The sequence below is a fragment of the Marinobacter sp. es.042 genome (genome assembly GCF_900188315.1).
GTDB lineage: Bacteria > Pseudomonadota > Gammaproteobacteria > Pseudomonadales > Oleiphilaceae > Marinobacter.
Genome location: NZ_LT897781.1, coordinates 2955942 through 2969474 on the forward strand (window position 1 = coordinate 2955942; position 13533 = coordinate 2969474).

Here is a 13533-nt window from a genome sequence, read left to right on the forward strand (position 1 = left end):
ACATGTAGGTCGGGTTTGCCTAAACACTCAGCTAAGCCGGTCGTGGGGCGGGGTGTCTTTTCCGCCGGGAAAAGATGTCTGAGCAAAGCGAGTTGCTTTTCCCAAAGGAAAAGACACCCCGCCCCGCGACCCGCCCGTCAAGTTACAGGTCAGCGAACTTACGGCCTTCAGCAACCAGCTTCTCGAGCAGAGCCGCCGGCTCCCACTGCTCGCCACCAACGGTATCCTGGTACTTCTTAACCGCTGAAAGAATCGTATCCAGACCTTCCTGATCGGCCCAGAACATGGGGCCACCGCGATAGGCCGGGAAGCCATAGCCGTAGATCCAGACAATGTCGATATCCAGCGGACGGTCGGCGATGCCTTCCTCCAGGATCTTCGCGCCCTCATTGATCATCACATACACGCAGCGCTCGAGGATTTCCTGATCGGTAATCTCCCGGGGCGTAATCCCCTGTTCCTTGCGGAACTGCTCGATCAGCTGCTCCACTTCCGGGTCGGGAATCGGCTTGCGGCTGCCTTCCTCATACTTGTATACACCTGCCTGGGTCTTCTGACCAAGGCGGCCCTGTTCGGCAAGCTTATCCATCCAGCTGGCGGGAATGTCTTCACCAGCCTTGCGGCGCTCTTCGCGAATCCGGTAACCCACATCAATCCCGGCCAGATCGGACATTGCGAACTGGCCCATGGGGAAACCGAGATCGGTCAGCACCTTGTCGACCTGCTGCGGGGTCGCCCCCTCATCCACCAGGGACATGGCCTCGGTCCCGCGCTTGTGGAGCATCCGGTTGCCGACAAAGCCGTAGCAGTTGCCCACCATGACACCGACTTTCTTGATCTTCTTGGCAACCGCCATCACCGTGGCTTTGACCTCGTCGGAGGTCTTGCTGCCACGCACGTTCTCCAGCAGCTTCATCACATTGGCCGGGCTGAAGAAGTGCATGCCCACTACGTCTTCCGGTCGCTTGGTGGCAGACGCAATCTCGTCGATATCCAGGGTTGAGGTATTGGACGCCAGAATCGCACCCGGCTTGCAGACTTCATCGAGCTTGGCAAAGATTTCTTTCTTGATGGCCATGTTCTCGAATACCGCCTCGATGACCAGGTCAACGTCCCGGAAATCGTCGTAGGTCAGGCTCGGGGTGATCAGCGCCATCCGCTGTTCCACCTGCTCCTGGGTCAATTTGCCCTTCTTCGCGGAGTTCTCATAGTTGCGACGAATGATAGCCAGGCCCTTGTCGAGGGCCTCCTGTTTGACCTCGACGATGGTGACCGGAATACCCACGTTGACGAAGTTCATGGCAATACCGCCACCCATGGTGCCGGCACCAATTATGCCGACGCTCTTCACGTCACGAACCGGCGTATCCTTGGACAGTCCCTTGACCTTGGAGACTTCACGCTCGCCGAAGAACGAGTGGATCAGGCCGGCGCGCTGGGGTGATTCCATGCATTCCATGAACAGTTCCCGCTCGCGCTTCATGCCCTCGTCGAAAGGCAAATTGAACGCCGCTTCCACAGCGTCGACACACTTGAACGGGGAGAAAAGACCTCGGGCCCGTTTCTTCAGCTCGTCACGGAACTGGTCGAAGACATCGCTGCCCTTGTCCGCCTCGATTTTGTCGGTGATATCCCGAACACGACGTACCGGCTTACCTTCGTCGACTACTTTCTGCGCATAGGCCGTGCCCACTGCGCGGATATCGTCGCCTTCTTCGACGGCATCGAGAATGCCCAGGGCCAGGGCATCCTCGGCGCCGACAAATTCACCGGTGGTGATCATTGCCAGGGCTTTGCGGGCGCCGGTCAGGCGCGGAAGCCGCTGTGTGCCGCCAGCACCCGGCAGAAGGCCCAACTTCACTTCCGGCAGGCCTACCTTGGCGCTGCTGATCGCAACCCGGTAGTGACAGCTAAGAGCGGTTTCCAGGCCACCACCGAGGGCGGTGCCATGGATCGCGGCAACCAGCGGCTTGTCGCTGTTTTCAAACGTGTTGACCAGTGTCGGCAGCGTGGGCTCCTGCATGGGTTTGCCGAATTCACGGATGTCGGCACCAGCAATAAAGGTGCGCCCTTCACAAACGAGCAGGAGCGCCCTGGCCTCGGCATCCTTCTGGCCCTGCTCCAGGGCTGCGAGCAGACCGGAACGAACAGCCTGGCCGAGGGCGTTTACCGGCGGGTAGTTCACGGTAATAACGCCGATGTTGCCTTCCCGGTTATAGCTAACGACCTCAGACATGATTTCTCCTCGCATTCGTTCTGAAATATGGTTTTAACTAGCGAAACATGCGTACGATTTAATACAAGTTCGTTTGTGGTTTCAACCACCCATTAAACTACATGCACAAAAAAACCGCAGGGGTTCCTCTGCGGTTTCTTGATTTGGAGTTTGTCGGGAGGTGGCTTTTAGACGCCCAGAGATTCTATATCGCCTGCCAGCATCGCGAGCTGGTGCGCTATGGAACCCCGAAGCTTTTCGGCCGGCACCAGATAGGACGGCGCAGCGCAGGTCAGGGCCATGATGGTGCCATCCTGTAGGTGGATGGGCACGCCGGCGGAGTTGATATTGCGGTCCCACTCCCCGATGGACAGGCAGAAGCCGTGTTCCTTGTAATCCTTCATGGCCTGGTCGAGGCCGGCCTTTTTCTCTGGCCAGTCGTCTCCGAACTTGGCAGCCATGGCGTCGTCAATGACCAGGCGTGCCTTGTCGCTGATGGCGCAGTAGTAGGCACGGCCGGCAGACGTGGTGGCCATGGGCAGCTTCAGGCCGATGTCCATGCGCAGCAGGGAGGCTTCCGGTGGCAGGCGGTTTTCCACATAGATCATGTGCAACCTGTCACGGCAGGTAAGGCCGACCGACATGTTGGTCTGGCGAGCAAACTCGTCCATGTAGGGCTTGGCCAGTTGGCGAACCTTGAGGTTGGACACGTAGGCATAACCCAGTGCAAGAACCCCTGAACTGAGCTGGTATTTCTCCAGCTGGGTGTTGTAGCTGAGGTAACCCAGCTTGGTCAGGGTGTAGGTCATTCGCGACACGGTCGGCTTGGGCAGCCCGGTGATGCGGGCGATGTCCTGGTTGCCCAGGATGACAGGACCCTGGCTGAAGGCGCGGAGCACGTCCAGGCCGCGGGACAGGGCCTCGACAAACTTGCGGTCTTTCTCCGGCTTCACGGGCTCACCGTCAGTGGATGCCACTTTCAGTTCGGGTGAGATCTGCTTTTTTCCTGCCATAATGGGACGTCCTCCAACCGCGTCGCCCGCTCCGGTAACCGGTGTATTAATATGGTGAATAATAAAGGATTCATCATTTTAATCGCTGCAGAAATCAAGTACCAGAAAGTCTTTTCAAAATCCGTACCAAATATGAAACACTTATTACTTATGTTTCAAATTTGGAATCGCAAGGCGGTATTGTGTACCGAATTTTCCGAATTTATCCGTTTTTCTGTTCTGCATTGCAAAACAAACTAGCAGCCATCGAACCCTGTGACGACCCCCGGAGGCGAAATGAAGATTCTTTTTGTGGCAGGCGACCCGAAACCCGAGCGCTGGACAGTGCCCATCAAGGAACTGCTGCCGGAAGCCGAGGTTTACGTCTGGGATCCGGAAGGGCCCGCTGTTGATGCGGATTACGCCATCGTGTGGCAGCCACCCGAGGCCCTGTTCGAGCGGGAAAAGCATCTGAAGGCCGTATTCAGTCTCGGGGCGGGCATTGACGGACTGCTCAAGGTTGCCAACCTGCCTGAGGCACTGACGGTCGTGCGCCTGGAAGACGCAGGCATGTCGGTGCAGATGGCGGAATATGTGCTGCATCAGCTGCTGGAAGTCAGTCGCGGGATGGAAACCTACCGGGAGCAACAGCGACAGGGGGTCTGGAAAATCCATCGACCGATCAAACGCAGCGAGTGGCCGGTGGGTGTCATGGGGCTGGGCCATATCGGCAAGCGGGTTGCTAGCACTCTGGCCAATCTGGATTATCGGGTGAGCGGCTGGGCCCGCGGAGAGCATAGCCTGGAAGGGGTGAACACCTATGCCGGTCCGGACCAGCTCGGTGACTTTCTGCAAGCCACCCGGGTGCTGGTCAACACCCTGCCCCTAACCGACAACACCCGGAACATCATCGACTATGAACTACTGAGTCAGCTTCAACCCGGCGCCGTGCTGATCAACGTAGGCCGGGGTGAACACCTGGTCGAGGACGACCTGCTTCGGGCCCTGGACGACGGTACCTTGCTGCGCGCATCCCTGGATGTATTCCGGAAAGAGCCCCTTCCGGAGGGACACCCGTTCTGGCAGCGGAAAGAAATCACCATTACCCCGCACATCTCGGCCCGAACCCTGCGGGATGCCACCATCGAGCAGATCACCGGCAAGATACGCGATCATGCCCAGGGCCTTGCCATTACGGGAATCGTGGATACCGACCGGGGCTACTGATCCACGCCATGTGCAGCGTCGGTCAAGGCAGGGCCGGCGCCAGCCAGGCCACCAGCGCCGTAAGAACCAGCAGTACAGGCAACGCGATCAGCGCAAACAGGCCGTTCCACCGAAACGCCACAACCCACCGGGAGATCTGCCCGAACCGGGACAGCAGCATGACGGAGGGGCCAAAGGGCGAGAGCATCATGGCCAGGGAAAAGCCGATGACCAGAGCCACGGCGACTGGCAGCAAATCCATCCCCTCCGCGACCAGCTGGGGCAGCAAGCCCGCCTGGACACTCAGAACCGTGATGGGAATGATGCCGATCATGGAGAACATGGGCAGCATCAGCATGCCCACAACGGCGACCAGGAACACGCCGCCACCAGTGGCAACAAGGCCAGCAAGCGCATCCGCCGGAATGACCGCAGACAGGGCAACCCCCAGGATGGCAGAGGCGGCAAAAATGGCCATTTCATTCTGCATGGCCCATACCTGGCCCGCACCCTCCTTCAAAACCGGCATGAGCGCCCGCTCCTGCCAGAGCATGTAAAGCAGCGTTACGGTGGGCACCGACAACATGGCCGCCACCGACACCTTGAAATCGGTCGTCGCCACCAGGCCCGCCATCACCGAGAATACCACCAGGATCAGCGCAAGCAGGCGCCCGGTGCCCGGCAACCAGCCTTCAACGGCGATGCGCTCACTGCTGACCTTGCGGAAGCGCCGCTGTTCCAGCACCCAGCCAATCAGCACCATCAGAAGCGCCGCAACCAGACCGAATGGCAGCAGCTGTGACCAGCTGAGTTGCGGCAGTTCGCGGGTAAGAATGGCAACGGCCACACTGGTGGGCGCCACCAGCGGCACCAGGGCAAAGCCCCTGAGGGCACTGATCAGAACGCTCCGTAACCACTGCAGGCGCGACTCGCCGCTGATGCCGCGCTCACGCAGTGTTTCAGAGAGGCTTCCGCACAACAGGTTCATCATGCCAAAGCTCAGAACCGTGGCTACGCCACAACTGACCAGGGCGTACTTGGGATAAAGCAGTATAGGCTTTCCACCCAGTAGCACATCGTGAATCCGGCGCAATACCTCGAACCGGCGAACAAGGCACTGCATCATGCCCAGGCTACCCAGAAACGCAGAGTAAAAGGCCGCGTCAGACGCCGCTTTCAGCAGTTGCCCGGCGTCGAGAGATCCGCGCCATGCAAAACCGCCGAGGACCAGCAGGGCGATTACCAGCAGCATCCGGGCGTACCCCTGCAGGCGACCGGCCCCTGCCAGAAAGGCAGAGACAAACATAACGCCCGCCAAAGCACTGAGCTCGCGGCTCTCAAGGCAAATGGCCACCAGCTCGGTAACCACCGCCAGGGACACCAACCACTGGAGCATGCCACTCAACACGGGGGCACCTGGTCAGCCTTGAACACTGCTTGCATTTCCATAACACCCGGATTAGTCTTTCGGAAGCAAATTACAAAACTGTGTTTCGCTTAATGAAACACCGTTGACACAAAGATAGCACAGATTGGCCCCTCGCCCCTAGCGTCGGGCCTTCGATATTCGCTTTCAGGAGAGTACACAATGGCTTCCGCACCCTGGAATGATCTGCTGGGTTTCGACGCCCAACTTGACGAAACCGAGCGTCAGGTACGAGACAGCATCCGCAGCTTCTGTGACGAGCAACTGATGCCCGGAATCACCGAGGCCAATCGGCACGAAAAGTTCGATCGCTCTATCTTCAACCAGATGGGCGAACTCGGCATGCTGGGCGCGACCCTACCGGAAGAATACGGTGGGCCCGGGCTGAACCATGTCTGCTACGGCCTGATCGCCCGGGAAGTGGAGAGGGTGGACTCGGCCTACCGCTCGGCCCTGAGCGTTCAGTCTTCCCTGGTCATGTACCCGATCTACTCCTACGGTAAGGAAGCGATGAAAAAACGCATCCTGCCCAAGCTGGCCTCCGGCGAGTACGTTGGCTGCTTTGGTCTGACCGAACCCAATCACGGGTCCGACCCCAGTGGCATGGAAACCCGGGCCAAAAAGGTCGACGGCGGATACCTGCTGAGCGGTTCAAAAACCTGGATCACCAACTCTCCCATTGCCGATGTCTGCGTGGTCTGGGCCAAGCTGGACGGTAAGGTGAACGGTTTTGTGATTGAGCGTGAGGGTGCCACGGGCCTGGAAACGCCGAAGATCCAGGGCAAGTTTTCCCTGCGGGCCTCGGAAACCGGCTCCATCTTTATGGACGAGGTGTTCGTTCCGGACGAAAATCATCTTGAGGTGGAGGGGCTGAAAGGTCCGTTCAGCTGCCTCAACAAGGCCCGCTTCGGCATCAGTTGGGGGTCTCTGGGCGCCGCTGAATTCTGCTGGCATGCGGCCCGCAACTACACCCTGGAGCGCAAGCAGTTTGGCAAGCCCCTGGCCGCCAACCAGCTGATCCAGAAAAAGCTGGTGGATATGCAGACCGAGATCACCATCGGCCTGCAGGCTGTTCTGCAACTGGGCCGCATGATGGATGCAGGCACTGTAACGCCGGATGCCATCTCGTTGCTCAAGCGCAACAACTGCGGCAAGGCACTGGATATCGCCCGGGTTGCCCGGGACATGCATGGCGGCAACGGCATCGCCGACGAGTACCATGTGATCCGTCACGTGATGAATCTGGAGGCCGTGAACACCTATGAAGGCACACACGACGTTCACGCCCTGATTCTGGGCCGTGGCCAGACAGGCATTCAGGCTTTCAGTTGATCTCGCCTGGTTAACCCCCAAACGAGAACGGCCCCTCAAGATGAGGGGCCGTTCTGCATCACGCTCTGGCGAACCTATTCGATCTCGACCAGAACTTCTCCTGGCACCACACGATCACCCTTGGCAATAAACACGCCGGAAACCTTTCCGGCCGTGGTCGCCTTTACTTCGGTTTCCATCTTCATGGCCTCGATGATCAGCACTGGATCGCCGGCCTCAACCTCATCACCTTCCTTCACCAGCACATCCACGATGTTGCCGGGCATGCTTGTGGTTACATGACCTTCCTTGGTGGCGGTGGCCCGGCCACCACTGGACCGCGCACCCTCGCCGTCTTCTCCCAGCGAAGCCAGATGGATTTCCTCCGGCACCCCATCGACGGTCATGTAGAAACGACGCTCATTCTCACCGGAGGGGTTGGCGCCGGTGACGTGGATATCGTAGCTCTCACCATGAACCGTGATCTTGAATTTGCTGGAGACCGAGCCGCCCGAAGAACCGGTGGGAATGGGCTCCAGCGGCTCCGGCTGCAGCGTGCCGTCACGCCGCTGCTCAAGATAGGCCTTGGCCTGATCCGGGAACATGGCGTAGGTGAGCACATCCTCTTCGTTGGTGGCCAGATCGCCCACCTGTTTGCGCAACTCGTCGAGTTCACGGGGGATCAGGTTAGCCGGGCGCTCTTCAATCAGGTCCTCCTTGCCGACGGCGCGTTGCTGAAGCGATTTATCAACCGCAGCGGGTGCCTTGCCGTACCAGCCCTGAAGGTATTTCTTCACCTCGTTCGTGATGGACTCGTAGCGCTTGCCGGCGAGCACGTTGATCACCGCCTGGGTACCTACAATCTGGGAGGTGGGTGTTACCAGCGGCGGATAACCAAGATCCTTGCGAACCCGCGGAATTTCCTCGAACACGTCCTGGATGCGATCCAGCGCGCCCTGCTCCTTCAACTGGTTGGCGAGATTGGACATCATGCCACCGGGCACCTGGGACAGGAGCACCGAGGTATCAACACCGTTATAGGCACTCTCGAACTGGTGATACTTCTTGCGCACTTCCCGGAAATGGCGTGTGGCCTTGTCGAGCAGCTCCAGGTTCAGCCCGGTCTCCAGACCGGCATCGTGCAGCGCCGCCACCAGTGATTCCGTGGGCGGATGACTGGTGCCGCCGGCAAAGGCCGACAGCGCGGTATCAATATGGTCAACGCCGGCTTCCATGGCCGCCCACTGACACATGGGCGCCATGCCCGAGGTGGCGTGGGAGTGCAGGAAAACGGGCAGATTGAGGGTCTGCTTCAGCTTACCGACCAGCTCAGCAGTTACCGCCGGCGTCAGCAGCCCTGCCATGTCCTTGATCGCGATACTGTCCGCGCCCATGTCGGCCATGGCCTGGGCCTGCTCAAGATAGGCATCAGTGCCATGTACCGGACTCACGGTGTAGCAGATGGTGCCCTGTGCATGCTTGCCAGCCTTCTTGACCGCCTTGATGCTGGTTTCGAGATTGCGCACATCGTTCAGGGCATCAAAAATGCGGAACACATCCATGCCATTTTCGGCAGCCTTGGCAACGAATGCCTCAACCACGTCATCGCCATAATGGCGATAGCCCAGCAGGTTCTGGCCACGTAGCAACATCTGCAGGCGGGTATTGGGCAGGGCCTTTCTCAGGGTCCGGAGGCGCTCCCAGGGATCTTCCTTCAGGAAACGCACACAGGCGTCAAACGTAGCACCCCCCCAGCACTCCAGGGACCAGTAGCCGGCCTGGTCCAGCCACTCGCAGGCCGGAAGCATGTCTTCCGTGCGCATCCGGGTGGCGATCAGAGACTGATGGGCGTCCCTGAGAATAACGTCGGTAATATGAATCTTGCGCTTGGTCATTGGGATCTCTCCGATGTTCTTTTACAGGCCCGCCTGCGCCGCAATGGCTGCGGCAATGGCTGTGGCGATGGATTCCGGGCGGGTTTTGCTGCTGTACTCAAGCAATTGGGGGTTACGTTCCACAAAGCCGGTATTGAAGTCAGCGGCCTGGAAATCCGGGTGCTCGAGAATCTGCTTGTAATAGGGGATGGTGGTCTGGACGCCGTAAATGCCCATATCCCCGAGAGCACGCCGGGAGCGGGCAATCAGCTCGTCCCAGTCCATGGCCCAGACAATCAGCTTGGCGCACATGGAGTCGTAGTACGGGGGAATCTCGTAACCGGTATACATATTGGCATCGGTGCGCACGCCCGGACCGCCGGCGGAATAGTAGCGGCTGATGCGGCCGAAACTTGGCAGAAAGCCGTTCTTCGGATCTTCGGCGTTGATACGGAACTGGGCAGCAAAGCCCCGGTAGGAAATGTCCTCCTGCTTGAGGCCCAGTGGTTCGCCGGCAGCGATCCGTATCTGCGCCTTGATGATATCCACCCCGGTGATCTCTTCGGTGATGGTGTGCTCAACCTGAACCCGGGTATTCATCTCCATGAAGTAAAAGCTGCCATCGTGGTCCAGCAGGAACTCGACAGTGCCGGCATTTACGTAACCACACTGCTTCGCCACCCGTTTGGCCAGATCGCCGATGTATTCGCGCTGACTTTCCTCAAGCTGCGGCGACGGCGCCAGTTCAATCAGCTTCTGGTTGCGGCGCTGAATCGAGCAATCCCGCTCGTACAGGTGGACAACGTTGCCATGGGTATCGGCAAGAATCTGGACCTCGATGTGACGGGGCTCGATGATGCATTTCTCAAGGAACACCTCGGCACTGCCAAAGGCTTTGGTGGCCTCGGAGATTACCCGCTCGAAGTTCTGGCGAAGCTCTTTTTCATTATCGCACCGGCGAATGCCTCGCCCACCCCCACCGGAGGTGGCCTTCAGCATCACCGGATAGCCGATATCGGCGGCCTGGGTGACGGCATCCTCGACATCGGCAAGGTTGCCTTCCGAACCGGGCGTCACCGGGACACCCGCGGCAAGAGCCGTCTGGCGGGCCTGGGTTTTGTCCCCCATGGATGAAATCGCATTCGCCGACGGTCCGACGAACGTAATGCCTCGCTGCTCACAAATCGCAGCCAGTTCCGCATTCTCCGACAGGAAACCATAGCCGGGATGCAGTGCATCGCAGCCGGTTTCCACCGCCATATTCACAATATGGTGGGGGTTCAGGTATCCCGACAGGGGGTCCTTGCTGATCTGATAAGCTTCGTCGGCCTTCTTGACGTGCAGGGAGTACTCGTCAGCCTCCGAATGAATAGCGACCGAGCGGATGCCCAGTTCGCTGCAGGCCCGGGCAATCCTGACCGCAATCTCTCCGCGATTGGCGATCAGCAGCTTCCGAATAGCCATGGAAAATCCTCCAGGTGATGGAAGTCGTTTAAATCGAAAGGTTGGTTCGAAGGGCAGACACGCCCTTCAGTCAGCAAAAGCTCAGATGCCAGGTGGCGCCTGCGGCAGGACCGGAAAGCTGGCGCAATGCACCACGCCCGAATAGCTCCTGATGCCTGGGAGGGCACCGGCAGGATAAAGACTGAAATCCCGTGTGCGGTTGCCATGGGAAAGACCTCCCTCCTGACCACCGTCGCATGTCACATCTGACAATAACGGACATAACGCCGAATCATAGTACAGAGGGGCTGGCGCAGAGTCCGAAGAATGGGAAGGCGATGAAACCAGGCCCAGTGCCAGAATCATGAACAGGCTTACCGCCTGCGACCAACATTTTTGTTGGGCGTCCTGCATGGGCGTCCTTTGATGCGACGAAAGACTTAGGGAGTGTCACGTGATTACAGCATCGATTCAATAAGGTTTTCTGGGTAATAAACATCGTTTTTTTCGATGCTCCCCCGGTTCCACGGGAATCATCGGCGCCCCGGGGAACGCCGATGACAACTACCAGACTAGAAGCCGCCTTTCACCACGTGGACGATCTCATAGAACTTGGTTGCCCGATGCTCCAGATCGATCGCCAGGTCCAGCCGCTGCAGAAGCTCTTCCGCACAGACCAGTCCCCGGAGATAGGAGCGGGAAGGCTGATGCCGGTCGTCATCCAGCACAAGCAGATACCCTTCATGAACTTCACGGAATGTGCTGACCAGGTCGCCCACGGTTGCCGCCCGCAAATCCTGATAATGGATAGCCGGCAGTTCGCTTATCGGGCGCATGATATCGCGGACCCGAACGTCCTTGAGGGGCACACCCTGTCGATGGGCGACACTCATGGCTTTTTCACCGTTCACATCTTCGATAGTCAGAATACCCAGACAATCACCCGCTTTGTCTTCAACAACCTTGAAATATGTATCGGCGAGTTTCATCCAAAGTCGCGCCTCGGAGGCTGACAAATCCGAACCTAGAACTGGCAGCCTATGTTCGGCAAAGTCGGTCAACATGTGTACCGCCGAATCTTCATTGCCAATACGGGACATTGGTTTGGCAGTTGGTAACGCGCGGGTACGAACAAGATCCTGGACAGGCAGGGCATGAAATAAACTGTTCATAGTAAACCTCGTAAATCTGTATCGGGGTCGGATTGACCTGTTCTTAAAGAACAAAATCCGTCGTTGTCAGAGTTAAACGAGGCTGAACGGCGGGCCCTGAGGCAGCAGCGGGTAGCTCAGCAGCCTGAGTGGTGGCTGGATGAATTCGAGGCTGGCGGAGAAGGCAGCCCGAAAATTCCCCCCGGGGAACAGAAGGGGTGAGGTGATCGAAACCGATGCATCCGGCGATGAGGGGTCGCCGGTCCCGTCAACCGAGATCAGCGTAGGCGTTAAGTGATCGTCTAGTTGTGGATCCAGTGCCGGGTGGGTCGAGCCATTGAGAAACACCACAAACAGGCCCGTGATCAGCACTGCCATGAGGCTGAATTGCAGGGTGCTTCTGTTAATGGAATAACTCGGCATATTCGGTGTCTGCTGTTGTTAGCTGAACGACTCGCCTTTTACAAACATATAGGCTTTTGTGCCCAATGCAAGCTCCAAACCGGGTTAAAACTACGCAATGTAATGCCGGGTTCCGGGAGAAACTCCTTCGGCAACGTTCGAACGTTCCTCCAGTTTCAAGCTTTTTGGTTTCGCCTAGCGGTACACGCTTTTGCATTTTTATTGACATATACCCGCCTTTTCTTCGAATATGGGGATATTCTGCTATGCGGTATATGTTTTCGCTTTCCAGCAAGAGAGGCTATTCATGAACTTGAATTACACCACCGAGGAGCTCGCCTTCCGTGATGAGGTCCGCGCGTTCCTGGATAAAAAGCTGCCCGGGGATATTGCCGCCAAGGTCAAGGGGTTCCGCCGGCTATCAAAGGAAGACCACCAACGCTGGCAGAAGATTCTCAGCGAACAGGGCTGGTATGCCACCCACTGGCCGGAAGAATACGGCGGAGTGAACTGGAGTCCGGTCCAGAAACACATCTGGGATGAAGAATCCTCTCGCTATGGGGCGCCGCGTTCCGTTCCTTTCGGCGTCAACATGGTGGCGCCGGTCATTATCAAATTTGGCACCGAAGAGCAGAAGCAGAGATACCTGCCAAGAATCCTGAGCGGTGAGGACTGGTGGTGCCAGGGCTATTCCGAGCCGGGGGCCGGTTCAGACCTGGCCTCGCTCAAGACCCGTGCCGTCCGCGAGGGCGACCATTATATCGTGAATGGCCAGAAAACCTGGACCACCCTGGGCCAGCACGCCAACATGATTTTCTGCCTCGTGCGCACCAACACCGAAGTGAAGGCCCAGGAAGGCATCTCGTTCCTGCTGATCGACATGGACACCCCGGGCATTACCGTGCGCCCCATCATTACCCTGGATGGTGAGCACGAGGTGAACGAGGTGTTCTTCGAGGACGTGGAAGTGCCAGCAGAGAACCTGGTGGGCGAGGAAGACAAGGGCTGGACCTACGCCAAATATCTGCTGACCTATGAACGCACCGGTCTGGCCGGCATTGGCATTTCCAAGGCCGCACTGCAGCACCTGAAGGAACTGGCCACCCGGCGGGTAAAGAACGGTCGTCCACTGATTGAGGATGCGTCGTTTGGCCAGCGTATTGCCCAGGTTGAGATCGATCTGATGGCCGCGGCAATCAGCAATCTGCGCATCATCGCGTCCGTGGAGGGCGGCGGCATGCCTGGAGCGGAAAGCTCCATGCTGAAGGTCCGCGGCACCGAAATCCGACAGACCATCAATGATCTGGCCCGCCGGGCCATTGGCCCATATGCGATTCCGTTCGTGGAAGAGGAACTGGATCTGGACTATGACGGCGACTTCCTGTCGGACGAGAACGCCGCTCCGGTAGCGCCCCAGTACTTTAATAACCGCAAATTATCGATTTTCGGTGGGTCCAACGAGATCCAGAAGAACATCGTGTCGAAAATGATACTCGGGCTTTAAGGAGGCGAC

10 protein-coding genes are annotated in these 13533 nt (G+C 58.2%); 3 read left to right on the forward strand and 7 right to left on the reverse strand.

Annotation, left to right across the window (positions count from 1 at the left end):
• Window positions 1–142: 142 nt before the first annotated feature.
• Window positions 143–2236: a 3-hydroxyacyl-CoA dehydrogenase NAD-binding domain-containing protein gene (locus CFB02_RS13820; protein WP_088558447.1), complete on the reverse strand. Its 2094-nt coding sequence runs from the start codon at window positions 2234–2236 to the stop codon at window positions 143–145.
• Between the two features lie 167 nt (window positions 2237–2403).
• Complete coding sequence (locus tag CFB02_RS13825; RefSeq protein ID WP_014579059.1) at window positions 2404–3228, reverse strand: IclR family transcriptional regulator; 825 nt, start codon at window positions 3226–3228, stop codon at window positions 2404–2406.
• A gap of 276 nt (window positions 3229–3504) precedes the next feature.
• Here CFB02_RS13825 and CFB02_RS13830 point away from each other — a divergent pair, with 276 nt between their 5' ends.
• Window positions 3505–4434 (forward strand): 2-hydroxyacid dehydrogenase, encoded by a 930-nt coding sequence (locus CFB02_RS13830; RefSeq protein ID WP_088558448.1) that lies wholly within the window; start codon window positions 3505–3507, stop codon window positions 4432–4434.
• A gap of 22 nt (window positions 4435–4456) precedes the next feature.
• Here the strand turns inward: CFB02_RS13830 and CFB02_RS13835 are convergent, their stop codons facing one another.
• On the reverse strand, window positions 4457–5809 hold the full coding sequence (locus CFB02_RS13835; RefSeq protein WP_172835870.1) for a hypothetical protein: 1353 nt from the start codon (window positions 5807–5809) through the stop codon (window positions 4457–4459).
• Window positions 5810–6001: 192 nt separating this feature from the next.
• Between CFB02_RS13835 and CFB02_RS13840 the strand changes: the two genes are divergently transcribed.
• Window positions 6002–7171 (forward strand): acyl-CoA dehydrogenase, encoded by a 1170-nt coding sequence (locus CFB02_RS13840; RefSeq protein WP_014579055.1) that lies wholly within the window; start codon window positions 6002–6004, stop codon window positions 7169–7171.
• A 74-nt stretch (window positions 7172–7245) separates the two neighbouring features.
• On the opposite strand, the gene oadA is transcribed toward CFB02_RS13840, so the two are convergent.
• From oadA to CFB02_RS13860, 4 genes are all read right to left on the reverse strand, one after another.
• Window positions 7246–9045: a sodium-extruding oxaloacetate decarboxylase subunit alpha gene (oadA, locus tag CFB02_RS13845; RefSeq protein WP_088558450.1), complete on the reverse strand. Its 1800-nt coding sequence runs from the start codon at window positions 9043–9045 to the stop codon at window positions 7246–7248.
• 21 nt (window positions 9046–9066) lie between these two features.
• Window positions 9067–10488: an acetyl-CoA carboxylase biotin carboxylase subunit gene (locus CFB02_RS13850; RefSeq protein WP_088558451.1), complete on the reverse strand. Its 1422-nt coding sequence runs from the start codon at window positions 10486–10488 to the stop codon at window positions 9067–9069.
• 551 nt (window positions 10489–11039) lie between these two features.
• Window positions 11040–11456: a hypothetical protein gene (locus CFB02_RS13855; RefSeq protein WP_227519221.1), complete on the reverse strand. Its 417-nt coding sequence runs from the start codon at window positions 11454–11456 to the stop codon at window positions 11040–11042.
• 255 nt (window positions 11457–11711) lie between these two features.
• Entirely contained in the window at window positions 11712–12041 is a 330-nt protein-coding gene (locus CFB02_RS13860; RefSeq protein WP_088558453.1) for a hypothetical protein, read from the reverse strand.
• 286 nt (window positions 12042–12327) lie between these two features.
• Between CFB02_RS13860 and CFB02_RS13865 the strand changes: the two genes are divergently transcribed.
• On the forward strand, window positions 12328–13524 hold the full coding sequence (locus tag CFB02_RS13865) for an acyl-CoA dehydrogenase family protein (RefSeq protein ID WP_088558454.1): 1197 nt from the start codon (window positions 12328–12330) through the stop codon (window positions 13522–13524).
• The last annotated feature ends 9 nt before the right edge of the window (window positions 13525–13533 follow it).

Coding starts and splice junctions, on each gene's coding strand:
- CFB02_RS13820 (WP_088558447.1), bottom strand. CDS start 2,236: ATGTCTGAGGTCGTTAGCTATAACCGGGAAGGCAACATCGGCGTTATT.
- CFB02_RS13825 (WP_014579059.1), bottom strand. CDS start 3,228: ATGGCAGGAAAAAAGCAGATCTCACCCGAACTGAAAGTGGCATCCACT.
- CFB02_RS13830 (WP_088558448.1), top strand. CDS start 3,505: ATGAAGATTCTTTTTGTGGCAGGCGACCCGAAACCCGAGCGCTGGACA.
- CFB02_RS13835 (WP_172835870.1), bottom strand. CDS start 5,809: ATGCTCCAGTGGTTGGTGTCCCTGGCGGTGGTTACCGAGCTGGTGGCC.
- CFB02_RS13840 (WP_014579055.1), top strand. CDS start 6,002: ATGGCTTCCGCACCCTGGAATGATCTGCTGGGTTTCGACGCCCAACTT.
- oadA (WP_088558450.1), bottom strand. CDS start 9,045: ATGACCAAGCGCAAGATTCATATTACCGACGTTATTCTCAGGGACGCC.
- CFB02_RS13850 (WP_088558451.1), bottom strand. CDS start 10,488: ATGGCTATTCGGAAGCTGCTGATCGCCAATCGCGGAGAGATTGCGGTC.
- CFB02_RS13855 (WP_227519221.1), bottom strand. CDS start 11,456: ATGAAACTCGCCGATACATATTTCAAGGTTGTTGAAGACAAAGCGGGT.
- CFB02_RS13860 (WP_088558453.1), bottom strand. CDS start 12,041: ATGCCGAGTTATTCCATTAACAGAAGCACCCTGCAATTCAGCCTCATG.
- CFB02_RS13865 (WP_088558454.1), top strand. CDS start 12,328: ATGAACTTGAATTACACCACCGAGGAGCTCGCCTTCCGTGATGAGGTC.